Source organism: Belnapia arida (genome assembly GCF_016773205.1).
GTDB classification, from domain to species: domain Bacteria; phylum Pseudomonadota; class Alphaproteobacteria; order Acetobacterales; family Acetobacteraceae; genus Belnapia; species Belnapia arida.
In genome coordinates, this window is the sequence record NZ_JAETWB010000003.1 from 265,718 (window position 1) to 288,402 (window position 22,685).

A 22,685-nucleotide genomic window follows, 5' to 3' on the forward strand; every position below is an offset into this window, starting at 1 on the left:
CCCGGCCTTTTTGCTTGGCCTCTCCTTAACAAATACGTTCCGATTTCGGTTGAATTTTACGTATCGATTTCGCATTGATGAGCTATGCCGGATTCGCTCCCGCCGTGCCTGCCACGCTTCCCCGGTCGGATGCGGCCGCTTGCCGCCCGCTTCCGCCAGAGGGAGGCGACCATCGCCGTCATCGGGCTCGGCTATGTCGGCCTGCCGCTGATCCTCGCCCTGGTCGAGGCCGGCTTCCACGCCATCGGCCTCGATGCCGATCCGGGGCGCCTCGCCGATCTTGCCGCTGGCCACAGCCCGTTCCGCCAGATCGCGTCCGGCGAGGTCCTGGCGGCCCTCCGCACCAACCGGCTCCGCCTCACCGGCGAGGGCGGGGCGCTGGCGGAGGCCGATGCCATCCTCGTCTGCGTCCCAACCCCACTCGGCCCGCACCGCGAGCCGGACCTCTCAGCCGTCGAATCCGCCACCCGCCTGATCGCCGCGCATCTCCGCCCTGGTCAGCTCGTCATCCTCGAATCGACCAGCTTCCCCGGCACCACCCGCGGCGTCATGCAGCCGCTGCTGGAGCAGTCTGGCCTCCGCTGCGGCCAGGACTTCTTCCTCGCCCACGCGCCGGAGCGGGAGGACCCGGGCAATGCCCAGCACCGCACCGCCAGCATCCCCCGCGTCATCGGCGGCACGGACCCGGCCTCCCTTGACCTGGCACTCGCCCTCTACGGTGCCTTCGTCGCCCACACCGTCCCCGTCGCCTCGGCCGATGTGGCGGAAGCGGTGAAGCTCACCGAGAACACCTTCCGCGCCGTCAACATCGCCCTGATGAACGAGCTGAAGCTTGTCTTCGAGCCCATGGGAATCGACATCTGGGAGGTGATCGAGGCCGCCCGCACCAAGCCCTTCGGCTACATGCCCTTCTTCCCCGGCCCGGGACTCGGCGGCCACTGCATCCCGGTCGACCCGCACTACCTCACCTGGCAGGCGCGGGCGCATGGAGTCGCCACCCGCTTCATCGACCTCGCCAGCGAGATCAACGCGGCGATGCCCCGCCATGTGCTGGACCGCCTGGCGGAGGCGCTGGACCGCCAGCAGGGCAGGGGCCTCCGCGGCAGCCGGATTCTCGTCATCGGCCTGGGCTACAAGCGCAACCTCGAGGATCTCCGTCACAGCCCCGCTTTGGTTCTGATGGAGATGCTGGAGGCACGCGGCGCCGAGGTCCTCCATCTCGACCCGCTGGTGCCGGTCATCCCGCCCCAGCCCGACCACCCTGGCCTCGTCGGCCGCCGCGGCATCGCGCCGGGGCCGGAGGCGCTGGCCGGCATCCAGGCCGGCCTCATCGTCACCGACCATGACGGCATCGACTATGCCGGCCTCGTCGCCGCATTGCCCCTGCTGGTCGATACCCGCAATGCCTGCGCGCGGCTCGGCCTCACCGGACCACATATCGTCAAGGCGTAAGTTCCCTTCCGATCACGCTCTTGTCATCGCGATCACCCCCTCGGGTGTGCACGAATCCGCGGGGCAGCCAGGGATGGCAGAGATGGACCGCCAGGACACGCGCCGCTTCGGCCCCGGCAATTCGATTCTTGGCGGCGCCGCCGGCGGGTTGAGCTACGAGGGCGCACTTCGCGACGCCGTCGCCCGCGAGACGGCCGCCCGCCGCCGCGAGGCCGGCCAGCTCCGCCCCGTTCCCGCCCCGCAGACCCAGCCCCGCCGCGAGCGCGAGCCGGCCGAGGCCTGATCAATACATCGTATCGATCAGCCGCTGCGGCGCCTCCTTGTCATAGGAGGCCGGGTCGACCATGCCGTCGGTATGGGCCGCGATGATCTCGCCCATGCTCGGCACCGCTTGCGGCCGCTCCCGCTCGCCCCAGAGCTTGGAGCGCATCACCGCCTTGGCGCATTGCATATAGGCCTCGCGCAGGCTGACCAGCACCACGGTCGCCGGCAGCTTCCCCCGCTCCTCGAAGCGCCCGCGCAGCGCCGGGTCGGCCGTGATCCGCGCCGTCCCGTTCACCCTGAGCGCCTCGCCCACCCCGGGGACGAGGAAGAGCAGCGCGACCTCCGGGTTGGCGATGATGTCCCTCAGCGCATCCAGCCGGTTGTTCCCCCGCCGATCCGGCAGGGCGAGCGTCCGGTCGTCGAGCGCCTGGATGAAGCCCGGTGCATCCCCGCGCGGCGTCGCATGCACCCCCTCCGGCCCGACCGTCGCCAGTATGGCGAAGGGCGAGGCGGCGATGAAGGCCATCGCCTTTGCCTCCAGCCGTGGGATCACCTTCTTCAGCACCAGTTCGCGCGGCGGGTCGTAATGCCGCGCCAGCTCCTCGAGCGTGGCGACGGCGAAGGGATCGGCAGGCGGCAGGGCGTCCATGGAGGGGAAGCCTGCCAGCCCGCGGCCCCCATCCGCAAGCCTCCCCGTGGCGCTCGGCCTCCGCGCTCGCTATAAGCCGCTCTTCATTCGGAATCTCAGGAACGGGAGAAGGCTGGGGCCATGGCCGGCCACTCGCACGCCAAGAACATCATGCACCGCAAGGCGGCCCAGGGCGCCAAGAAGGCTCGCGCCTTCGGCAAGCTGATCCGCGAAATCACGGTCTCCGCCAAGATGGGCCTGCCGGACCCGGCGATGAACCCGCGGCTGCGCGCCGCGGTCAAGGCCGCGCTCACCTCGAACATGACGCGCGACACCATCGACCGCGCCATCAAGCGCGCTGGCCAGGCCGGCCAGGGCGAGGACTACCAGGAGGTGCGCTACGAGGGCTACGGCCCCTACGGCGTCGCCATCATCGTGGAAGCCCTGACCGACAATCGCAACCGCACGGCTGGCGACATCCGCAGCGCCTTCGCCAAGGCGGGCGGCGCGCTCGGCGAGACCAACAGCGTCTCCTTCCAGTTCGAGCGGAAGGGCGTGCTCTGGTTCCCGGGCCTTCCCGGCCAGGAGGAGGCGATGCTGGAAGCCGCCATCGAGGCCGGCGCCCAGGACGTCGAGTCCGATGAGGAAGGCCACGAGGTCACCTGCGCGCCGGAGGACTTCTTCGCCGTCCGCGACGCGCTCGAGGCCCGCTTCGGCAGCCCGGAGAGCGCCCGGATCGAGTGGGTGCCGAATATCCGCATCGACCTCGACGAGGAGAAGGCGGGGGACATCCTCAAGCTGATCGACCGCCTCGACGAGAGCGACGACGTGCAGAACGTCTACGCCAATTTCGAAGTGTCGGAGGCCGTGTCGCAGCGGCTCTCCGCCTGACGGGCGCCGTCCGCCTCCTCGGCCTCGACCCCGGCCTGCAGCATACGGGCTGGGGCATGGTGGAGAGCATCGGCAACCGGCTCCGCCACCTGGCCGACGGCGTCATCTCCACCGATGCCGACCAGCCGCTGGCCGAGCGCCTCTGCACCCTCCATCGCGGCTTGGCAGCCCTGATCGAGCAGTGGCGCCCACAGGAGGCCGCCGTCGAGCATACCTATGTCAACAAGAACCCCGGCGCCGCGCTCAAGCTCGGCCAGGCGCGCGGCGTGGTGCTGGTGACGCCCGCCCTCGCCGGCATCCAAGTCGCCGAATACCAGGCGATGGAGGTGAAGCGCGCCGTGGTCGGCACCGGCCATGCCGACAAGGCGCAGGTGGAGGCGATGGTCCGCCGCCTGCTTCCCGGTGCCACCATCCGCCGCTCCGACGCCGCCGATGCGCTCGCGGTCGCCATCTGCCACGCCCACCACCGCGGCACGAAGCTCGCCTATGCCAAGGGCTACGTACCCGCATGAGCCCGCCGCTTCGGCCTTCCGGCCCTGCCGCCACCGGGAGGCAGGCATGATCGGGAAACTAACCGGCAAGCTGGACGGGCTACTCGAGGGCGGCTGCATCTTCGACGTCAACGGCGTGGGCTATTTGTTGTCCTGTTCCACCAAGACCCTCGACCGCCTGCGCGACGTGCAGGGCCAGGCAGCGATGCTGGTCGAGACCCAGGTGCGCCAGGACGCCATCGTCCTCGTCGGCTTCGGCAGCGCGGCGGAGCGCGACACCTTCCGCAAGCTCACCTCCGTCCAGGGCGTCGGCACCAAGCTGGCGCTCGACATCCTCTCCGCCTTCGGCCCCGAGGACCTAGCCGAGGCCGTCCGCCGCGGCGACCGCACCGGCCTCCGCCAGGCGAACGGCGTCGGCGCCAAGCTCGCCGACCGCCTGGTGACGGAGCTGCGCGACTGGGCCGGCGGCATCCAGCCGCCGAGCGGCATCGCTACCGGCCCAGCGACCGCCGCGCCTCCGGCCGGCGCTGCCGCCGATGCCGTCTCCGCGCTGATGAATCTCGGCTGGAAGCGCCCCGAGGCCCAGGCCGCCGTCAACCGTGCCCAGGCCCGCCTCGGCGAGGGTGTGCCGCTTGAATCCCTGATCCGCGACAGCCTGAAGGAGCTCGCCCGATGAGCGGCTCCCGCCGTCGTCCGCCCCCACCGCCCCCGCCGGAGAGCGAAGCCGACGACCGCATCACCACCCCCGTCAGCACCGACGAGGACGCGGCCGAGGCGACGCTCCGCCCGCAGGTCCTGGCCGACTTCACCGGCCAGCAATCCCTCCGCGAGAACCTCGCCGTCTTCATCCAGGCCGCCCGCGCCCGCGGCGAGGCGCTCGACCACGTCCTCCTCCACGGTCCGCCCGGCCTCGGCAAGACGACGCTGGCGCAGATCGTCGCCCGCGAATTGGGCGTCGGCTTCCGCGCGACCAGCGGCCCCATCCTGCAACGCGCCGGCGATCTCGCCGCCATCCTGACGAACCTGCAGCCCCGCGACGTACTCTTCGTCGACGAGATCCACCGCCTGCAGCCGGCGCTGGAGGAAACCCTCTATCCCGCGATGGAGGATTTCCAGCTCGACCTCATCATCGGCGAGGGCCCGGCCGCCCGCACCGTGCGGATCGACCTGCCCCCCTTCACCCTGGTCGGCGCCACGACCCGCGCCGGCCTGCTGGCGACGCCGCTGCGCGACCGCTTCGGCATCCCGCTCCGCCTGCAATTCTACACGCCGGAGGAGCTGCTGCGGATCGTCACCCGCGGCGCGCAGAAGCTGTCCTTCGTCCTGTCGGAGGACGGCGCCTGGGAGATCGCCCGGCGCTCGCGCGGCACCCCCCGCATCGCCGGCCGGCTGCTGCGCCGGGTGCGGGACTTCGCCAGCGTCGCCGGCATCCCCGCCGACCGCGCCATGGTGGATGGCGCATTGAACCGGCTGGAAGTGGACAGCAAGGGGCTGGACGCCATGGACCGCCGCTACCTGCGGCGAATCGCCGAGCACCACAATGGCGGCCCGGTCGGTGTCGAGACCCTGGCCGCGGCGCTGGCCGAGGCGCGCGACACGCTGGAGGACGTCATCGAGCCCTACCTGATCCAGGAGGGGCTCATCTTGCGCACCCCGCGCGGCCGGATGCTCGGCATGCCCGGCTGGACCCATCTCGGCCTCAGCCCGCCCGCCAGCTTCGCCATCCAACCTGACCTGCTCTCGGGCGGCGAGCCGTGAAGACGCCTCCACCCGGCCAAGCCCACCATTTCCCGATTCGGGTCTATTTCGAGGACACCGACGCGGGCGGCGTCGCCTATCACGCCAACTACCTCCGCTGGGCCGAGCGGGCGCGCACGGAATCCTTGCGCGACATGGGCTTGCCGCATCAACTGATGATGGAGCGTCATCATTCGATACTCGTGGTGCGTCGCATCGAAGTAGAGTATTGGCGCCCCGCGCGGCTCGATGACGCAATCGTGGTCGAGACGCGGGTGATGGCGGTGCGCGGCGTTACCCTCCTGCTCGACCAGCGCATGGTCTGGGCGGAGGAGGCGCTTGCCGCCCTGCATGTGGAACTGGCCTGCATCGACCGGGACACGCTGCGGCCGAAGCGCATACCCGAACCCTGGCGCGCGGCCCTGGCCGACGCGCCGGGCGCGGCTCGATAGAGAGGAGAGAGGCGGTGGACCGCAGCGTGACGGCGACGGATCTGGGCGGCGCATTGCACGACCTGTCCCTGTGGGGACTGTTCCTCCAGGCCGACTGGGTGGTGAAGCTCGTGATGGTCGGGCTGCTGCTCGCCTCCGTCTGGGTCTGGGCCATCGTCTTCGAGAAGGTCACCAGCCTCCGCCGCGCCAACCGCGCGGCCGACGGCTTCGAGGACGCCTTCTGGTCCGGCGGCAGCCTCGACGACCTGTTCCGCAAGGAGGGCGAGCAGCCCTCGCACCCCATGGCCGCCGTCTTTGCCGCCGCCATGCGCGAATGGCGCCGCAGCGCCCAGCGCCTCGCCGGCTCCGACCTCGTCGCCGCCGGGCTGAAGGAGCGCATCGACCGCAGCATGAACCTCGCCGTGCAGCGGGAGATGGACCGCCTGGAGCGCTGGATGGTCTTCCTCGCCTCGGTCGGCTCGGTCGGGCCCTTCGTCGGTCTCTTCGGCACGGTCTGGGGCATCATGAACAGCTTCGCCGCCATCGCGGGCATGCAGAACACCAACCTCGCCGTCGTCGCGCCGGGCATCGCGGAAGCCCTCTTCGCCACCGCGATCGGCCTCGTCGCCGCCATCCCGGCGGTGCTCGCCTACAACAAGATCAGCACCGACCTCGCCCGCTTCGCCAGCCGGCTCGAGGGCTTCGCAGCCGAGTTCGGCGGCATCCTCTCCCGCCAGTCGGAAAGCGCGGTGATCGGCACCGAGACCCGCACCCCCGCCGCGGTCGCGGAATAGCCCCATGGCCGCTTCCCTGAACGCCGGCCGTGGCAGAGGCCGCGGCCGCTACCGCCCGATGGCCGAGATCAACGTGACGCCGCTGGTCGACGTCATGCTCGTGCTGCTCATCATCTTCATGGTGGCGGCCCCGCTGATGACGGTGGGCGTCCCCGTCGACCTGCCGAAGACCCAGGCCAGCGCGCTCAACCAGGACAACGAGCCGATCACCATCACGGTGAACCCGGAGGGCAAGATCTTCCTCCAGGAGACCGAGGTGCCGCTCGAGAACCTGGTCGCCCAGCTCCAGGCCATCGCCGGCGCCAACGCCCAGGGGCCGAACGCGCAGGAGCGCCGCATCTTCGTCCGAGGCGACAAGGCAATCAGCTATGGCCGGGTCATGGAGGTGATGGGCGTCATCAGCGCCGGCGGCTTCAGCAAGGTGGCGCTGCTCGCCGAGCAGCCGGCCGGCCGGCCAGCCACCGGCGCGGCCCCGGCCGCCCGCCCCGCCACCCGTCCGACCCGCTAAGCGACAGAAAGGCCACGCGCGGGGGCGCGGTCATGCAGAATAGGGGAATGCGTTTCTGGGGGCTCGTCTCGGCGGCATTGCACGTCGTCGCCCTCTTGCTCGGCCTGGTCTTCGGCCTGCCTCCCAAGCTGGATGAGCCGAAGGAGGAGGCCATCGCCGTCGAGCTGGTCGCCAGCCTGCCCGCCCAGCAGGCCCAGGGCTCGTCGGAGGCGGCGCCCGTCGCAGCCCCCACCTCCGTCCCGCAGCCGCCGCGGCCCGAGCCGCCGGCGCCGGAGCCGGCGCGCGAGGATCGCCTGCCGACCCCGCCACCTCCGCCGCCGCCTCCGCCCGCGGCTGCCCCGCCGCCGCCCGCGCCCCAGGCCCAGGCCGCGCCGCCGCGCCCGAGCCCGCCGACGCCCGCGCCGCCGCAACCCGCCCCGGCGCCGCCGGCCCCGGCACCGCCCCGCCCGCAGCCGCAGCAGCAGGTCGCCGAGGTCGCGCCGCTGCCCCTGCCGCCGCCCCCCGTGCCCGAGCCGCCGCGCCCGACGCCGCCCACGCCGACGCCGCCCGCCCAGCCGCCGCGCCCGCAGCCTCAGGCCCAGCCGGCGCCGCCGACCCCGCCAACGCCGCCGCGCCCGCAGCAGCAACAGGCCCAGGCGACGCCCGCCCCGCCGCGCCCCGACGCGCGCCCGGCGCCACCGACGCCCGTCCCGCCGCCGCCCCAGACCAGCCAGCAGGCCGGCACCGGCCGCACGCCACCGGTCGCCCGTCCGCAGGAGCTGAGCAACAGCGTGCAGAGCACGCTCGACCGACTGCGCCAGATGCAGGCCTCGAACGAGGCGCCGCGCGGTCGCCCGCAAACCACCCCCGGCGCCCCGCAGACGGGCGGTGGCACGCCAACCGGCACCGCCTCGCTGAGCGCCGGCGAGCGCGCCGGCCTTGCCGAGAAGATCAGCGAGTGCTGGAGCGTCGACGCCGGCGGCCTCAACATCCAGAGCATCGTCGTCGAGTTCCGCGTCGAGGTGGATGCCGCCGGCACCGTCCGCAACGTCCGCCCCAACGGCTCGCCGCCGGCCGAGCCGCGCGCCCGCGCCGTCTATGAGGCTGCGCGCCGTGCGCTGCTCGACCCGAAATGCAACCCGCTGCCGCTGCCGCGTGAGCGCCTCGCCGCCCTGCGCGACACCATATTCCGCTTCAATCCGCGCGACCTCGGCCTGCGCTGAGGCCATGCAGGCCTGTAACTACCGGAGGAAGACCCAGATGGACGAGGCTGCGATCCGCCAGCTCTCCCGCCGCGCCGCGATCTTCGGCGGCGCCGCGCTCGGCCTGCCGCTCATCGGCGCCCGTGCGACCTTCGCCCAGAGCTCCGTCGTCGACATCACCAAGGCCCGTACTGACCCGATCCCGATCGCCGTGCCCAACTTCGCCGGCGGCTCGGACGAGGCGCAGCGCCTCGGCCAGAACATCGCCGGCGTCATCCAGACCAACCTGCGCAACAGCGGCCTCTTCCGCCCCGTCGACCGCGCCGCCTACATCCAGACCGCCGAGGCCGCGGCGCAGACGCCGCGCTTCCAGGACTGGCGCGTCATCGGCGCCCAGGCCCTGACCACCGGCCGCGCCGAGCTCTCGGGCGACCGCCTCCGCGTCGAGTTCCGCCTCTGGGACGTGCTGCCCGAGGCGCAGATCCAGGGCACCGCCTTCACCGCCCCGGCCGGCAACTGGCGCCGCATCGCCCATCTCATCTCGGACGTGATCTATGAGCGCCTGCTCGGCGAGAAGGGCTATTTCGACACCCGCGTCGTCTATGTCGCCGAGACCGGCCCGCGCGACCGCCGCACACGGCGGCTCGCCATCATGGACCAGGACGGCGAGAACCAGCGCTACCTGACCGACGGCTCCTTCGCCGCGCTGACGCCGCGCTTCCACCCGAACGCGCAGCAGATCGCCTTCATGTCCTATGCCCGCAACGAGCCGCGGGTCTACCTCTTCAACCTCGACAGCGGCCGGCAGGAGGTGCTCGGCACCTTCGCCGGCATGACGCTCTCGCCGCGCTTCTCGCCGGACGGCCGCAGCGTCGTGCTCTCCTCGACGCGCGGCAACGACGCCAACATCTATGTCGTCGACCTCGGCAGCCGGCGCGAGCGCCAGCTCACCTCCGGCGGCGGGCTCGACGTCTCGCCCTGCTACTCGCCGGACGGCTCGCAGATCGTCTTCAACTCCGACCGCGGCGGCGATCAGCAGCTCTATGTCATGGATGCGGGGGGAGGGGGCGTGCGCCGCATCTCCTTCGGCCGCGGCCGCTATGCGACGCCGGTCTGGTCGCCGCGCGGCGACCTCATCGCCTTCACCCGCATCGCCGGCGGGCAATTCGCCATCGGCGTGATGCGCCCCGATGGTTCGGGTGAGCGCATCCTCTCCGAGGGCTGGGGCATGGAAGGCCCGACCTTCGCGCCCAACGGCCGGGTCATGATGTATTTCCGCGAGACGCCGGCGCGCGATGCCCGCGGCAGCGGCTTCTCCTCGCGCCTCTCCAGCATCGACATCGCCGGCTTCAACGAGCGCCAGATCGTCACCCCGACCGATGCGTCCGACCCGGCCTGGTCACCCCTGCTGGCGTAATCGCAGGGGAGGCCGACATGGGAGAACAGCCGTCGCCCGCACGGACAATGGCTGTGTTGCACCAAAAGCATGGAACCAAGTCTCCGTTGCGACTTCAGGTCCGTTTTTCTTGACGCTATCACGTGCCGGTTGTAACGCCCCCGGCAGAATGCCGCAGTGCCGGGCTGCGCGACGGCAGACAGGAAAGGGACGACATCCATGTTGAACACCAAGGTGATGACCGCCTTCGCGGCGCTGGCCCTGCTCGCCGCCTGCCAGTCCTCGACCGCCGACAATGCCGCGACCGGCGCCGGCGCGGCGGCCAGCACCTCGGCCGGTCCGCGCCCGGGCAGCCAGGAAGACCTCGTCGCCAATGTCGGCGACCGCGTCTTCTTCGACACCGACGAGTCCAGCATCCGCGCCGACCAGCGCACGGTGCTCGAGCGCCAGTCCGCCTGGCTCGCCCGCTACCCGCAGGTGACGGTGCAGCTCGAGGGCCATGCCGACGAGCGCGGCACCCGCGAGTACAACCTGGCCCTCGGCCAGCGCCGCGCCAATGCGGCGCGCGACGTGCTGGTCGCGGGCGGCACCGCCGGCGCCCGCATCTCCACCATCTCCTACGGCAAGGATCGCCCGGCCGCGCTCGGCTCCACCGACGATGCCTGGGCCCAGAACCGCCGCGCCGTCACCGTCGTCCGCTGAGCCTCGCCCGTCACGCCGCGGGCGCTGTCCCGTGCGTGATGGCCGCGGCGGGGGTCTTGGGGCCCCGGCCCTCATCCTAATCCCTCTGGCCGATGCGGGCCGGCTGGCTTATCCAGCCGGCCCGTACCCGTTTCCGCCTCGCGCCTTTCCGGAGGACCCGTGACCCGCTCCTTCCTCGCCGCCCTGCTCGTCGCCGCCCCGTTGCTGCTGCCCGCCCAGGGCGCCTGGGCCCAGGCTGAGAGCCGCGAGGGCATCTACCTCCAGAACCAGATTCTCCAGCTCCGCCAGGAACTCGACCAGGTCCGCCGCAGCGGCGCCTCGGCCCTGCCGGCGCCCAGCGCGCCGCGCGGCAGCGTCGCGGGGAGCGAGCTGGTCGGCACCCTGCTCGACCGCGTGACCGCGCTGGAGGAGGAGACCCGTCGCCTCCGCGGCCGGCTCGACGAGGTCGAGTACCGCAACCGCACTCTCCAGCAGAATGTCGAGAAGATGCAGGGCGACATCGACTACCGCCTGCAGCAGGTCGAGAGCCAGCCTGCGAGCCGCCAGGCCGCACCGGCGCCCCGCGCCCCGGCGGCGGCGCCTACGCCCGCCCCGGCCCCTGCGCCCACGCCGGCCCCGAATGCGGCTCGCACGCCCGAACGTGCCCTCTCCGAAGGTCAGGCCGCCCTTGGCCGCCGCGACTACCCCGCGGCCGAGGCCGCCGCCCGCGAGGTGCTCGCCAACCGCAACTCCCCCCGCGCGACGGACGCCCAGCTCCTGCTCGGCGACGCCCTTTCCGGCAAGCGCGACCATGCCGGCGCGGCGCTGGCCTATAACGACGCCTATACCCGCGGCCGCACCGGCCCGCGCGCCCCGGAGGCGCTGCTCGGCCTTGCGGGCGCTTTCAATAGCCTCGGCAACAAGCGCGAATCCTGCGACACGCTGGACGACCTTCGGAGCAACTTCCCCAATCTCCGCGGCGCCCTGGCCGAGCGCGCCGCCGATGCCCGCCGCCGCGCCGGCTGTCGATAGAGCGGATCGCCGAAGGGCGGCATCGCCCGCAGGCGTGAATCCGCTCGCGCCTGCACCTGCTGAACAAGCGGATCGCCGGAGGGCGGCATCGCCCGCAGGCGTAAATCCGCTCGCGCTTGCCGAGCCTCTCTCGGCGGAGGAGTTCGCCGTGCTGATGGCCCCGCTCGGCCCCTTCGGCCGGGCGCCCCGCCTCGCCGCCGGCGTTTCCGGCGGTCCCGACAGCCTCGCCCTTGCACTGCTCGCCGCCGACTGGGCTCGCGCCCGCGGCGGCAGCCTGCTTGCCCTCGTCGCCGATCACGGCCTCCGCCCGGAGAGTGCCGCCGAGGCCGAGGCCACGCTCGGCCAGCTTGCTGCGCACGGCATACCCGGCCGCCTGCTCCGCCTCGGACTGCCGCCTGGCGCCGGCCTGCAGGAGCGTGCCCGCGAGGCCCGCCTCGCCGCGCTGCTCGCCGCCTGCGGCGAGGCCGGTACCCCCTGGCTCCTCCTCGCCCATCACCGTGACGACCAGGCCGAGACGCTGCTCTTCCGTGCGCTCCGCGGCAGCGGGCCGCGCGGCCTCGCCGCCATCCCGCCCCTCCGCGCCACGGCCGAGGCGATGATCCTCCGCCCGCTGCTGCCCGTCCCGGCCGCCCGCCTTGCTGCCACCGTCGCCGCTTCCGGCCTCGTCCCCATCCGGGACCCGAGCAACGCCGACCCGCGCTTCGCCCGCGCTCGCCTCCGCGCCCTGCTCGACCCGGCGGCGAGCGAGGCCCTGGCCGAGGCGGCCGCCGCTTTCGCGCGTCGGCGCGCCCGCCTCGATTCGGCACTTGCCACTCGCCTCGCTGCCAGCACGACGCTCCGCCCCGCCGGCTTCGCCGAGATCGACCCCTCCGCCCTCGGCACCGATGCGCTGGCCGATGTGCTGCTCGCCCGGCTCGTCCAGGCGATCGGTGGCGCCCGCCACGCTCCGCCCGCCGCCGCCATCGCCACCCTTCGTGGGCGAGGGGAGGGGACGCTGGCCGGCACCTGGCTCCGCCCCCGTCGCGGCACCTGGCTGCTCTTTCGCGAACCCGCCGGCCTGGCCCCCTCCGTCGAGGCGACGCACTGCGCCCTTTGGGACGGCCGCTTCCGCCTTGCCGGCCCTGGCGCTCCCGAGCATGCCCTCGGCGCCCTCGGCCCCGTCGAGGCCGCCCGGCTCCGCCACCTTGCCCCCGCCTGGCCCGCCGCGCTGCTGGCCGGCCTGCCCGCCATCCGCCATCATGGAATGCTGGTGGCCGTGCCCGCGCTGGACTATCCTGATCCGGATCGCTGCATGGCCTTCCGCGCAGTGTTCGCTCCGGTTGGGTCCCTCCCTGCCGGAGAGGCGGCTGCCGCGGTCAATTCCGCGGGCGGCACAGTCTAGACGCATTGGGGGGCATTCACGGCCGGGGTCCGCCTCCCTATCTTAGGGATCGCTGGCTTCGGGCTCAGCCTGAGGCACCAGGGCCCGATCGGGGCTTTGGCGGGAACGGGATACGCATCGGTGAATAATTTCGGCCGGAATCTGGCGCTCTGGGTGATCGTGGCGCTGCTGCTGGTGGCACTGTTCAATGTGTTCCAGCCCAGCGGTTCGGCGCAACGGGGCGCCCAGCAGGTCGCCTATTCGGATTTCCTCAACGAGGTCGGCGCCGGCCATGTCCGGGACGTGACCATCCAGGGGCGGACCGTCAGCGGCCAGCTCTCTGACGGGCGCACCTTCCAGACCTACACGCCGGAAGACCCCAACCTCGTCTCCCGCCTGACCGAAAAGGGCGTCCGCGTCGTGGCGCGGCCGGAGGAGAGCGACGTCAATCCGCTCTTCCACTACCTGCTCTCTTGGTTCCCGATGCTGCTGCTCATCGGCGTCTGGGTCTTCTTCATGCGCCAGATGCAATCCGGCGGCGGCCGCGCCATGGGCTTCGGCAAGTCCCGCGCCCGCCTGCTGACCGAGAAGCAGGGCCGCGTCACCTTCGAGGACGTGGCCGGCATCGACGAGGCCAAGGGTGAGCTCGAGGAGATCGTCGAGTTCCTGCGCGACCCGCAGAAGTTCCAGCGCCTCGGCGGCAAGATCCCGAAGGGCTGCTTGCTGGTGGGCCCCCCGGGTACGGGTAAGACCCTGCTCGCCCGCGCCATCGCCGGCGAGGCCAACGTTCCCTTTTTCACGATCTCCGGTTCCGACTTCGTCGAGATGTTCGTCGGCGTCGGCGCCAGCCGCGTCCGTGACATGTTCGAGCAGGGCAAGAAGAACGCCCCCTGCATCATCTTCATCGACGAGATCGACGCCGTCGGCCGTCATCGCGGCGCGGGCCTCGGTGGCGGCAACGACGAGCGCGAGCAGACTCTGAACCAGATGCTCGTCGAGATGGACGGCTTCGAGTCGAATGAGGGCGTGATCCTCATCGCCGCGACCAACCGTCCGGACGTGCTCGACCCCGCCCTGCTGCGTCCTGGCCGCTTCGACCGTCAGGTCGTCGTGCCGAACCCCGATGTGATGGGCCGCGAGAAGATCCTTCGCGTCCACATGCGGAAGGTCCCGCTCGCCTCCGACGTCGACCCGAAGGTGATCGCCCGCGGCACTCCCGGCTTCTCCGGCGCCGACCTGGCGAACCTCGTCAACGAGGCCGCCCTGCTCGCCGCCCGTACCGGCCGCCGCACCGTCGGCATGCACGAGTTCGAGCAGGCCAAGGACAAGGTGCTGATGGGCGCCGAGCGCCGCAGCCTTGTCATGTCCGAGGACGAGAAGCGCATGACCGCCTATCATGAGGCCGGCCATGCCCTCTGCGCCATGAAGCTCCCGGAATGCGACCCGGTCCACAAGGCGACGATCATCCCCCGCGGCCGCGCCCTCGGCCTGGTGATGTCCCTGCCGGAGGGCGACCGCTACTCCAAGCACAAGTCGAAGCTGCTCTCCGAGCTGGCGATGGCCATGGGCGGCCGCGTCGCCGAAGAGCTGATCTTCGGCCCGGACAAGGTCTCGAACGGCGCCTCGGGCGACATCAAGATGGCCACCAACCAGGCCCGCATGATGGTTACCGAGTGGGGCATGTCGGAGAAGCTCGGCATGATCGCCTATGGCGAGAACAGCCAGGAGGTCTTCCTCGGCCACTCCGTCACCCAGTCGAAGAACCTGTCGGAGAACACCGCGCAGATGATCGACGGCGAGATCCGCCGCATCATCGACGAGGCCTATTCCCGCTGCAAGCAGCTGCTCTCCGAGAATATCGACGAGCTGCATCTGCTGGCGAAGGGCCTCCTGGAGCACGAGACCATCTCGGGCGACGAGATCAAGAAGATCATCCGTGGCGAGCCGATCGTCCGTGATCGCCCGGATGAGCCGGTGCCGCAGGGCCGCGGCAGCGTGCCGAGCAGCGGCCGGTCCCCGCGCCCGAGCGGCGGCCTGAACCCCGGCCCGGCCCCCGCCACCTAGGCCGGACACCCGATACAGGACTGACGATCAGCGCGCCCCCGGGCGCGCTGATTGCGTTTCGGGGGATGCGATGCCCGACAGATGGATCGAACCGCTCGGCCTGCTGACCGGCCCTGCTGCGGCAGCGGCGATGGAGGCTGGCCTGGCCCTGCCGCTGCAAGGCGGCCCGACCGCCTTCGCCCTTGTCCGGCTGGTCGGGCGAGGCGGTGAATGCCTTGTTTCCGCCACCGCCATCCCGCCTCCCTGGCACGGCTTGGTGCCGCCGCTGATCGAGGCCCCACCGCCCTTCGCCGGCCTCGTCCCCCGCTTCGGCTGCGGGGCCCCGCTGGTGATGGGCGTCGTCAACGTCACCCCCGACAGCGTCTCCGGCGACGGCCTCCTCGCCGCCGGCCTCGCAGGCGAGGCCCTGGTCGCGGCCGCCCTGGCCCAAGGCCAGGCGATGCTCGCCGCCGGTGCCGACATCCTCGACATCGGCGGCGAGAGCACCCGTCCCGGCGCCGCCCCTGTCACGCCGGAGGAGGAGTGCCGCCGCATCCTTCCCGTCATCCGGGCGCTCGCCCCGCTCGCCCCCCTCTCGGTCGATACCCGCAACGCCCTAACGATGCGGGAGGCGCTGGCCGCCGGCGCCCGAATCGTCAACGACATCTCGGCCCTGCGCCACGACCCGGGGGCCGCGCGGGTGGTGGCAGAGGCCGGCGCCCCCCTCATCCTTATGCACATGCTCGGCGACGACCCGCGCCGCATGCAAGATGACCCGCGCTATGCCGATGTCACCCTCGAGGTTGCCGACTTCCTGGCCGAAAGGCTTGCCGCCGTGGAGGCCGCCGGCATCCCGCGCCACCGCATCGCCCTCGACCCGGGCCTAGGCTTCGGCAAACTGCTGGAGCACAACCTGGCCCTGCTGCACCGCCTGCCGCTGCTCGCCGGCCTCGGCTGCCCGTTGCTGGTCGGCGCCTCGCGCAAGCGCTCCATCGGCCGCCTCTCCGGCGCCATGGAGGGGGGCCGCGCCCGCATGCCCGGCAGCGTCGCCGCCGCGCTCTTCGCCGCCGCGCGGGGCGCCGCCATCCTCCGCGTGCATGACGTCGCCGAGACGGTCCAGGCGCTCCGCGTCCAACAGGCCGCGCTTTCCGGTGACACGCCCGCCGACCGGCGCTAATCCAACGGGATGACCCAGCCCACCCGCCGCCTCTTCGGCACCGATGGCATCCGTGGCAAGGCCAACCAGGCGCCGATGGATGCCGCCACCGCCCTCCGGCTCGGCCAGGCGGCGGGGCAGTATTTCAACCGAGGCACCCATCGCCATCGCGTCGTCATCGGCAAGGACACGCGCCTCTCCGGCTACATGCTGGAACCGGCGCTGACCGCCGGCTTCGTCGGCGCCGGGATGGATGCCGTCCTCGTCGGCCCGATGCCGACGCCCGCCATCGCGCTGCTGACGCGCAGCCTCCGCGCCGATCTCGGCGTGATGGTCAGCGCTTCGCACAACCCCTTCGAGGACAATGGCATCAAGCTCTTCGGCCCCGACGGGCTGAAGCTCTCCGACGCGCAGGAGGCCGAGATCGAGGCGCTGATGGCCGGCGACCTCTCCGCCGCCCAGGTCGCGCCCGCCCGCCTCGGCCGCGCCAGCCGCCTGGAGGATGCCCCCGGCCGCTACATCGAGGCCGCCAAACAGAGCTTCCCCCGCCGCCTGACGCTGGAAGGCCTCCGCATCGTCGTCGATTGCGCCCATGGCGCCGCCTACAAGGTCGCTCCCACGGTGCTCTGGGAGCTCGGCGCCGAGGTGGTGCCGATCGGCGTCGCGCCGGACGGCTTCAACATCAACCAGGGCGTCGGCTCCACCGCGCCGGGCCAGCTCGCCGGCCTCGTGCGGGAGCGCCGCGCCGATATCGGCATCGCCCTCGACGGCGACGCCGACCGCCTGGTGCTGGTCGATGAGTGCGGCGCGCTGATCGACGGCGACCAGATCCTCGCCCTCATCGCCGGCTCCTGGCAGGCCGAAGGGCGCCTCCGCGGCGGCGCCGTGGTGGCGACGGTGATGTCGAACATGGGACTTGAGCGCCACCTGAAGGGCCTGGGCCTCGGCCTGCTCCGCACCGCCGTCGGGGACCGCTATGTCGGCGAGCGGATGCGCGATACCGGCTGCAACCTCGGCGGCGAGCAATCCGGCCATGTCATCATGGCCGACTTCGCCACGACGGGTGACGGCCTGATCGCCGCCCTCCAGGTCCTCTCGGTCCTGGTGCAGGAAGGCAAGCCCGCCAGCGAGGTCTGCCGCCGCTTCACCCCGCTGCCGCAGCGCCTCGTCAATGTCCGCTTCGCCGGCGCCTCGCCGCTGAAGGACGATGCCGTGCAGCGCGAGATCGCCGCCTTCGAGGAGCGGCTCGGCGAGCGCGGCCGCATCCTGATCCGCGCCAGCGGCACGGAGCCGCTGATCCGCGTCATGGCCGAAGCGGAGGACGAGGCTCTCGTCACCGAGACGGTCGAAGCCCTCGCCGCCACCATCCGCGCCCGGATCGCCGCCTAGATGCGGGGCCGGGTCCTCATCGTCGCCGGCTCCGATTCCGGCGGCGGCGCCGGCATCCAGGCCGACATCAAGGCGGTCACCGCCCTCGGCGGCTTCGCCATGACGGCGATCACCGCGCTCACCGCGCAGAACACCGAGGGCGTCCACGGCGTCCTCCCCATCCCGACCGATTTCATCCGCCAGCAGATGGAGGTCGTGCTCGGCGACCTCGGGGCGGATGCGCTGAAGACCGGCATGCTGCACGACAGCCCGACCATCGAAGCCGTCTGCGACGCGCTCCCGCCCGGCATACCGCTGGTTGCCGATCCGGTGATGGTGGCCAAGGGCGGCCATCCGCTGCTGCAACCCGATGCGGTCGAGACGCTGAAGCGCCGCCTCGTCCCCCGCGCCGCCCTCATCACCCCGAACCTCCCCGAGGCCGAGGTGCTGACCGGCCTCCGCATCACCACCGAGGCGGAGATGCAGGCCGCCATGCCCGCGCTGCTGACCCTCGGCGCCGGGGCGGTGCTGCTGAAGGGCGGCCATCTCGCCGGCCCCGTGCTCGTCGACCTGCTCGGCACGCCCCATGGCGTTATCCGCTTCGAGGATGCGCGGATCGAAACCCGCCACACGCACGGTACCGGCTGCACGCTCGCCAGCGCCATCGCCGCCGGCCTCGCCCAGGGCCTCGCCCTGCCGGAGGCCGTCGCCCGCGCCCGCCGCTATGTCCGCGCCGCCATCCTCGCCGCCCCCGGCTTCGGCCGCGGCCATGGCCCGCTGAACCACGCCGTCACCCTCGACCCGGGCCGCATCGCATGAGGCGCTTCCCCTTCGTCACCCTCGACGTCTTCACCGACCGCCGCTTCGGTGGCAACCAGCTCGCCGTCTTCCCCGATGCGCGCGGGCTCTCGGATGCCGAGATGCAGGCCCTCGCCAGCGAGTTCAACCTGAGCGAGACCACCTTCGTCCTGCCGCCTGAGGATCCCGCGAACACCGCCCGCGTCCGCATCTTCAACCGCACCGCCGAGATGCCCTTCGCCGGCCATCCCAATGTCGGCACCGCCTATGTCCTGGCCGACCGCGACCGCGACGGCCTCCTGCGCTTCGAGCAACCGGCCGGGCTGGTCGAGATCGCGGTCGGGCGCGACGCCGCCGGCGCCGTCATCACGACCACCGTCGCCGCCCCCCAACCACTGACGATAGGCGAGACGCTGCCGCCGGACCTCATCGCCGCCTGCGCCTGCATTTCGGAGGCGGGCATCCTCACCGCCCGCCACGTGCCGACCCTCGCCTCCGATGGCGGCAACCCGAGGGTGCTGCTCGAGGTCACGTCCGAAGCCCTGGCCATGGCCGCCCCCGACCACGCCGCCTTCCGCCGTGCCGTGGAGGCGCTGCCCGCCCTCGGTGGCCGCCTTTCCCTCTACCTCTACCGGCGCGATGGCGAGCGCCTCCGCGCCCGCATGTTCTCGCCCCTCGCCGGCACGCCGGAGGACGCCGCGACCGGCAGCGCCGCCACGCCGCTCACCGGCTTCCTGCTCTCCCTCAGCAGTGCCGAGCGCCACGCAATCGACATCCTGCAAGGAGTCGAGATGGGCCGCCCGAGCCTCCTCCGCACCACCGCCCGCCGTACGGCAGACGGCATCCGCGCGACGGTCGGCGGAGGCTGCGTCCCCGTCCTTCGCGGCGAAGCGCTGCTCTGACGCCGGTCGCCGCCCAAGGTCCCGAGCAGGCCCAGGACGCCGCCGGGCGCGACAAAGATGCACAGCGCCTTTGTGAGGCGAATCGAAACGACCTTGCGCGCGACCCGCCCGTGGTTCCACACAAAGGAGCACCACGACCGCCCATCGGGACGCCATGCCGCCACTGGCCGAATTCCTGCTCGCCGTCCTGCTGCTGGAGCTGACGCCCGGCCCGAACATGGCCTATCTCGCCCTGCTCTCGCTGGAGCGCGGGACGCGGCCTGCCCTGGTCGCGGTCCTGGGCGTCGCCGCCGGGCTCGCCGTGCATGCGCTGGTGGCGGGCCTCGGCGCCGGCGCCCTCATCGCCCGCTCGTCGCTGCTCTATGAGGCGCTGCGCTGGGCCGGCGTCGCCTACCTGCTCTGGCTCGCAGTCGACGGCTGGCGCGGCGAGGCCGGGGACGCGGCGGGCAACACCCCGCTCGGCACGCAGGCCGCGCTGCTGTTCCGGCGCGGCTTCGTCGCCAACCTGCTCAACCCGAAATCCATCCTCTTCTTCGTCTCCGTCCTGCCGCGCTTCGTCGTGGAGCCCGTGGGCGCCGGAGACGCAGTGCCCGCCATCCTGGTCCAGATGGCCATCCTTGGCGGCCTCTATCTGGCGGTGGCGACGGCGGTGCATGTCGCCGTGGTGCTGCTCGCGGGCCGTCTCCGGCCCTGGCTCATCGCCGGCGCCCGGCGCGACCACATGCGCCGCGCGCTCTCGCTGATGCTCGCCGGCGTCGCCCTATGGCTCGCCTTCAGCACCGGCCGTTGAGCCGGAAGCGCGGATTACCCCTCCTTCTTCTCCCGCGGCCAGTCCAGCCACCCCTCCACATAGGCCTTGCGGACGACGACGAGACCCAGCGCCGAGAGCGGCGCCGCCAGCGCCACGCCGAGCAGGCCGAACAGTGCCCCCGTCAGCACCTGGGTGACGAGCAGCAGGGCAGGGGGCAGGTCCGCCGTCCGGCTCTGCACCATCGGCGTCAGGAAATTCCCCTCGATGGTCTGCACCAGAACGATGACGCCGAGCACCCAGAAGGGCAGCAGCGGATCCTGCGTCAGCGCCAGCAGCATGGCCGGCACCGCCGCGATCAGCGGGCCGATGACGGGGATGAAGTTCAGCACCGCCACGATGGTCGCCAGCAGCCCGGCGAGCGGCACGCCGAGCAGCATCAGCCCGAGCCAGGTCAGCGTGCCGGCGACGACCATGGCGAAGGCCTGGCCCAGCAGCCAGCCGCGCAGCGTATGCCCCGCCTCCGCCAGCGTCTCCCGCACCGGCTCGTCCAGCTGCGGCGCGAAGAGGTGCCGCAGCCCCCGCACGTAGCCCTCCGGCTGCACCGCCAGATAGAGGCCGAGCAGCACCACCAGCACCACGTTGCCGAGCCCGCCAAGCGTCGTGCTTGCCGCCGAGGCCGCCGCCGCCGCAGCATTCTCCGCCCCGCCGCTGCCGAAGATCCGTCCCGGATCGGCCTGGTGCAGCAGCCAGTCGCCCCAGCCCGTGTCGGCGAGCCGGCCGCGCAGGGTTTCGAGGCTCTTCGGCAGTTGCTGGCCCAACTCCCGCGCCTGCTCGGTCAACGGCCCCGCCGCCGCCCAACCGGCCAGGCCGATCGCCGCCATCACCAGCACGGCGACAATCAACACCCCCGCCCAGCCCGGCAATCCCGCCTTCCGTGCCAGCGGCTCGCCGCCCGCATGCAGGGCGAGCGCCAGCAGCACCGCGGCGAAGCCAAGCAGCGGCACCTCCGGCGCCAGCCAGAACAGCATCAGCAGCAGGCCGAGCAGGATGAGGACGGAAGCCTGGGATCGGGTCATGCACCGCGAACAGCCGGGAGCCGGATCGGTTCCCTCGCGTTTCGTCCGCGGTGAATCGCCATTCCCCGCCCCGGCGCTATGATGCGCCCGCCAGCCGGAGACCACCGATGCCCGTCCGTACCGTCGCCACCAGCCCCTTCGCCGACCAGAAGCCCGGCACCTCGGGGCTGCGCAAGAAGGTCACGGTCTTCCAGCAGCCGCGCTACATCGAGAATTTCATCCAGGCGATCCTGGAGACGGCGAGCGAGGGGCTGCGCGGCGCGACGCTCGTGCTCGGCGGTGACGGCCGCTACCTGAACCGCGAGGCCATCCAGACGGCGATCCGCCTCGCCGCCGCCAACGGCACAGGCCGCCTGCTGATCGGCCAGGGCGGCCTGCTCTCGACGCCGGCCGCCTCCGCGCTCATCCGCTCAAGCGGCGCCATCGGCGGCATCATCCTCTCGGCCAGCCACAATCCCGGCGGGCCGGATGGCGATTTCGGCATCAAGTACAACATGGCGAATGGCGGCCCTGCGCCGGAGGAGGTGACGAGTGCCATCCACCGCCGCGCCTCCACGCTGACGGAGTATCGCACCACCGACACCCCCGACCTCGACCTCGACCGCATCGGCGAGACGCGCATCGAGGGCATGGTGGCGATGGTCGTCGACCCCGTCGCCAATTACGCCGCGCTGATGGAGACGCTGGTCGATGCCGACCGCATCGCCGGCCTGTTCCGCCGCGGCTTCCGCATGCGCTTCGACGCGCTTTCCGCCGTCACCGGACCCTATGCGCAGGAGATCCTGGAACGCCGCCTCGGCGCCCCCGCCGGCACGGTGATCAACGCGGTGCCGCTGCCCGATTTCGGCGGCAATCACCCTGACCCCAACCCGGTCCATGCCGAGGCGCTGATGGCCGAGATGATGGGCGCCGACGCCCCCGATTTCGGCGCCGCCTCCGACGGCGACGGCGACCGCAACATGATCGTCGCCCCCGGCCATTTCGTCACCCCGAGCGACAGCCTCGCCATCCTCGCCGCGCAGGCGCATCTCGCCCCGGGCTACGCGCGGGGCCTTGCCGGCGTCGCCCGCTCCATGCCGACCAGCCGCGCGGTGGACCGCGTGGCGAAGCGCCTCGGCATTCCCTGCTTCGAGACGCCGACGGGGTGGAAGTTCTTCGGCAACCTGCTCGATTCCGGCCGCATCACCCTCTGCGGCGAGGAGAGCGCCGGCACCGGCTCCGACCATGTGCGGGAGAAGGACGGGCTCTGGGCCGTGCTGCTCTGGCTCGACATCCTCGCTGCCACCGGCAAGCGAGCCGATGCCATCCTGCTCGAACACTGGGCCGAGTACGGCCGCGACTACTACACACGCCATGACTACGAGGAGGTCGACGCCACGGCGGCGAACGCGCTGATGGCCTCGCTGCGCGAGCGCCTGCCGACGCTCCCTGGCCAAAAGGTCGGCGGCCTCACCATCGCGGAGGCCGACGACTTCGCCTATGCCGATCCGGTCGACGGCTCCGTCACTGCCGCGCAGGGCGTGCGCATCCTCTTCGCCGAGGATGCCCGCGCCGTCTTCCGCCTCTCCGGCACCGGCACGGTCGGCGCCACGCTGCGCGTCTATCTCGAACGCTTCGAGCCGGACCCATCACGCCACGCAATGCCGGTGCAGGAGGTGCTCGCCCCGGTCATCGCCGCCGCGCAGGAGATCGCCGGCATCGCCCGCCACACCGGCCGCGACGCGCCCTCCGTCGTCACCTGACCG

23 protein-coding genes are annotated in these 22,685 nt (G+C 72.1%); 21 read left to right on the top strand and 2 right to left on the bottom strand.

Going from position 1 to position 22,685, the window contains the following annotated elements; translation table 11 throughout:
• Window positions 1-84 precede the first annotated feature (84 nt).
• Together JMJ56_RS11020 and JMJ56_RS11025 are read left to right on the top strand one after the other, a co-directional pair.
• Entirely contained in the window at window positions 85-1,452 is a 1,368-nt protein-coding gene (locus JMJ56_RS11020) for a nucleotide sugar dehydrogenase (protein ID WP_202831657.1), read from the top strand.
• An 82-nt stretch (window positions 1,453-1,534) separates the two neighbouring features.
• A complete protein-coding gene (locus JMJ56_RS11025) occupies window positions 1,535-1,735 on the top strand; it encodes a hypothetical protein (RefSeq protein WP_043364805.1) in 201 nt (66 codons plus the stop codon).
• Here the strand turns inward: JMJ56_RS11025 and JMJ56_RS11030 are convergent, their stop codons facing one another.
• Entirely contained in the window at window positions 1,736-2,365 is a 630-nt protein-coding gene (locus tag JMJ56_RS11030) for an MSMEG_1061 family FMN-dependent PPOX-type flavoprotein (protein WP_202831658.1), read from the bottom strand.
• A 120-nt stretch (window positions 2,366-2,485) separates the two neighbouring features.
• On the opposite strand from JMJ56_RS11030, the gene JMJ56_RS11035 reads away from it, so the two are divergent.
• The 18 genes from JMJ56_RS11035 (at window position 2,486) to JMJ56_RS11120 (ending at window position 19,903) form a co-directional block, all read left to right on the top strand.
• Window positions 2,486-3,235 (top strand): YebC/PmpR family DNA-binding transcriptional regulator, encoded by a 750-nt coding sequence (locus tag JMJ56_RS11035; RefSeq protein WP_202831659.1) that lies wholly within the window; start codon window positions 2,486-2,488, stop codon window positions 3,233-3,235.
• The gene (gene ruvC / locus JMJ56_RS11040) at window positions 3,232-3,747 is read left to right on the top strand and encodes a crossover junction endodeoxyribonuclease RuvC (RefSeq protein WP_043366574.1); all 516 of its coding nucleotides are present in this window, start codon (window positions 3,232-3,234) and stop codon (window positions 3,745-3,747) included. Before JMJ56_RS11035 ends, ruvC begins: the two co-directional genes overlap by 4 nt.
• A 46-nt stretch (window positions 3,748-3,793) precedes the next feature.
• Window positions 3,794-4,402 (top strand): Holliday junction branch migration protein RuvA, encoded by a 609-nt coding sequence (gene ruvA / locus JMJ56_RS11045; RefSeq protein WP_043364802.1) that lies wholly within the window; start codon window positions 3,794-3,796, stop codon window positions 4,400-4,402.
• Complete coding sequence (ruvB, locus tag JMJ56_RS11050) at window positions 4,399-5,484, top strand: Holliday junction branch migration DNA helicase RuvB (protein WP_202831660.1); 1,086 nt, start codon at window positions 4,399-4,401, stop codon at window positions 5,482-5,484. Before ruvA ends, ruvB begins: the two co-directional genes overlap by 4 nt.
• A complete protein-coding gene (gene ybgC / locus JMJ56_RS11055; protein WP_202831661.1) occupies window positions 5,481-5,915 on the top strand; it encodes a tol-pal system-associated acyl-CoA thioesterase in 435 nt (144 codons plus the stop codon). The genes ruvB and ybgC overlap by 4 nt, the downstream gene beginning before the upstream one ends.
• A gap of 14 nt (window positions 5,916-5,929) precedes the next feature.
• Window positions 5,930-6,688: a protein TolQ gene (tolQ, locus tag JMJ56_RS11060; RefSeq protein ID WP_328702348.1), complete on the top strand. Its 759-nt coding sequence runs from the start codon at window positions 5,930-5,932 to the stop codon at window positions 6,686-6,688.
• Window positions 6,689-6,692: 4 nt separating this feature from the next.
• Window positions 6,693-7,196, top strand: coding sequence for a protein TolR (tolR, locus tag JMJ56_RS11065; RefSeq protein WP_202831662.1), 504 nt, complete (start codon window positions 6,693-6,695; stop codon window positions 7,194-7,196).
• Between the two features lie 47 nt (window positions 7,197-7,243).
• Entirely contained in the window at window positions 7,244-8,398 is a 1,155-nt protein-coding gene (locus JMJ56_RS11070) for a hypothetical protein (RefSeq protein ID WP_202831663.1), read from the top strand.
• A 37-nt stretch (window positions 8,399-8,435) separates the two neighbouring features.
• Complete coding sequence (gene tolB, locus JMJ56_RS11075; RefSeq protein WP_236037642.1) at window positions 8,436-9,794, top strand: Tol-Pal system beta propeller repeat protein TolB; 1,359 nt, start codon at window positions 8,436-8,438, stop codon at window positions 9,792-9,794.
• A gap of 201 nt (window positions 9,795-9,995) precedes the next feature.
• Window positions 9,996-10,475 carry a peptidoglycan-associated lipoprotein Pal gene (pal, locus tag JMJ56_RS11080; protein WP_202831818.1) on the top strand — a complete coding sequence of 160 codons (480 nt, stop codon included), beginning with the start codon at window positions 9,996-9,998 and terminating at the stop codon, window positions 10,473-10,475.
• A 159-nt stretch (window positions 10,476-10,634) separates the two neighbouring features.
• A complete protein-coding gene (locus JMJ56_RS11085) occupies window positions 10,635-11,486 on the top strand; it encodes a tetratricopeptide repeat protein (protein WP_202831664.1) in 852 nt (283 codons plus the stop codon).
• Between the two features lie 154 nt (window positions 11,487-11,640).
• Window positions 11,641-12,867, top strand: a complete 1,227-nt coding sequence (gene tilS / locus JMJ56_RS11090; protein WP_236037676.1) for a tRNA lysidine(34) synthetase TilS — start codon at window positions 11,641-11,643, stop codon at window positions 12,865-12,867.
• Between the two features lie 120 nt (window positions 12,868-12,987).
• The gene (gene ftsH / locus JMJ56_RS11095; RefSeq protein WP_202831666.1) at window positions 12,988-14,910 is read left to right on the top strand and encodes an ATP-dependent zinc metalloprotease FtsH; all 1,923 of its coding nucleotides are present in this window, start codon (window positions 12,988-12,990) and stop codon (window positions 14,908-14,910) included.
• A gap of 70 nt (window positions 14,911-14,980) precedes the next feature.
• Window positions 14,981-16,066 carry a dihydropteroate synthase gene (folP, locus tag JMJ56_RS11100; protein ID WP_202831667.1) on the top strand — a complete coding sequence of 362 codons (1,086 nt, stop codon included), beginning with the start codon at window positions 14,981-14,983 and terminating at the stop codon, window positions 16,064-16,066.
• Window positions 16,067-16,075: 9 nt separating this feature from the next.
• A complete protein-coding gene (glmM, locus tag JMJ56_RS11105; RefSeq protein WP_202831668.1) occupies window positions 16,076-17,434 on the top strand; it encodes a phosphoglucosamine mutase in 1,359 nt (452 codons plus the stop codon).
• The gene (gene thiD, locus JMJ56_RS11110; protein ID WP_202831669.1) at window positions 17,435-18,232 is read left to right on the top strand and encodes a bifunctional hydroxymethylpyrimidine kinase/phosphomethylpyrimidine kinase; all 798 of its coding nucleotides are present in this window, start codon (window positions 17,435-17,437) and stop codon (window positions 18,230-18,232) included.
• Complete coding sequence (locus JMJ56_RS11115; protein ID WP_202831670.1) at window positions 18,229-19,113, top strand: PhzF family phenazine biosynthesis protein; 885 nt, start codon at window positions 18,229-18,231, stop codon at window positions 19,111-19,113. Before thiD ends, JMJ56_RS11115 begins: the two co-directional genes overlap by 4 nt.
• Window positions 19,114-19,267: 154 nt before the next feature.
• Window positions 19,268-19,903: a LysE family translocator gene (locus JMJ56_RS11120; protein ID WP_202831671.1), complete on the top strand. Its 636-nt coding sequence runs from the start codon at window positions 19,268-19,270 to the stop codon at window positions 19,901-19,903.
• Window positions 19,904-19,917: 14 nt separating this feature from the next.
• Here the strand turns inward: JMJ56_RS11120 and JMJ56_RS11125 are convergent, their stop codons facing one another.
• Entirely contained in the window at window positions 19,918-20,940 is a 1,023-nt protein-coding gene (locus JMJ56_RS11125; protein WP_202831672.1) for an AI-2E family transporter, read from the bottom strand.
• A gap of 107 nt (window positions 20,941-21,047) precedes the next feature.
• Between JMJ56_RS11125 and JMJ56_RS11130 the strand changes: the two genes are divergently transcribed.
• Window positions 21,048-22,682, top strand: coding sequence for an alpha-D-glucose phosphate-specific phosphoglucomutase (locus JMJ56_RS11130; RefSeq protein ID WP_202831673.1), 1,635 nt, complete (start codon window positions 21,048-21,050; stop codon window positions 22,680-22,682).
• Window positions 22,683-22,685 lie beyond the last annotated feature (3 nt).

Excerpts from the sequence above, each read along its gene's own strand:
- JMJ56_RS11020 (WP_202831657.1), top strand. The coding sequence starts at position 85 with ATGCCGGATTCGCTCCCGCCGTGCCTGCCACGCTTCCCCGGTCGGATG.
- JMJ56_RS11025 (WP_043364805.1), top strand. The coding sequence starts at position 1,535 with ATGGACCGCCAGGACACGCGCCGCTTCGGCCCCGGCAATTCGATTCTT.
- JMJ56_RS11030 (WP_202831658.1), bottom strand. The coding sequence starts at position 2,365 with ATGGACGCCCTGCCGCCTGCCGATCCCTTCGCCGTCGCCACGCTCGAG.
- JMJ56_RS11035 (WP_202831659.1), top strand. The coding sequence starts at position 2,486 with ATGGCCGGCCACTCGCACGCCAAGAACATCATGCACCGCAAGGCGGCC.
- ruvA (WP_043364802.1), top strand. The coding sequence starts at position 3,794 with ATGATCGGGAAACTAACCGGCAAGCTGGACGGGCTACTCGAGGGCGGC.
- ruvB (WP_202831660.1), top strand. The coding sequence starts at position 4,399 with ATGAGCGGCTCCCGCCGTCGTCCGCCCCCACCGCCCCCGCCGGAGAGC.
- tolR (WP_202831662.1), top strand. The coding sequence starts at position 6,693 with ATGGCCGCTTCCCTGAACGCCGGCCGTGGCAGAGGCCGCGGCCGCTAC.
- JMJ56_RS11070 (WP_202831663.1), top strand. The coding sequence starts at position 7,244 with ATGCGTTTCTGGGGGCTCGTCTCGGCGGCATTGCACGTCGTCGCCCTC.
- tolB (WP_236037642.1), top strand. The coding sequence starts at position 8,436 with ATGGACGAGGCTGCGATCCGCCAGCTCTCCCGCCGCGCCGCGATCTTC.
- tilS (WP_236037676.1), top strand. The coding sequence starts at position 11,641 with ATGGCCCCGCTCGGCCCCTTCGGCCGGGCGCCCCGCCTCGCCGCCGGC.
- folP (WP_202831667.1), top strand. The coding sequence starts at position 14,981 with ATGCCCGACAGATGGATCGAACCGCTCGGCCTGCTGACCGGCCCTGCT.
- glmM (WP_202831668.1), top strand. The coding sequence starts at position 16,076 with ATGACCCAGCCCACCCGCCGCCTCTTCGGCACCGATGGCATCCGTGGC.
- thiD (WP_202831669.1), top strand. The coding sequence starts at position 17,435 with ATGCGGGGCCGGGTCCTCATCGTCGCCGGCTCCGATTCCGGCGGCGGC.
- JMJ56_RS11115 (WP_202831670.1), top strand. The coding sequence starts at position 18,229 with ATGAGGCGCTTCCCCTTCGTCACCCTCGACGTCTTCACCGACCGCCGC.
- JMJ56_RS11120 (WP_202831671.1), top strand. The coding sequence starts at position 19,268 with ATGCCGCCACTGGCCGAATTCCTGCTCGCCGTCCTGCTGCTGGAGCTG.
- JMJ56_RS11125 (WP_202831672.1), bottom strand. The coding sequence starts at position 20,940 with ATGACCCGATCCCAGGCTTCCGTCCTCATCCTGCTCGGCCTGCTGCTG.
- JMJ56_RS11130 (WP_202831673.1), top strand. The coding sequence starts at position 21,048 with ATGCCCGTCCGTACCGTCGCCACCAGCCCCTTCGCCGACCAGAAGCCC.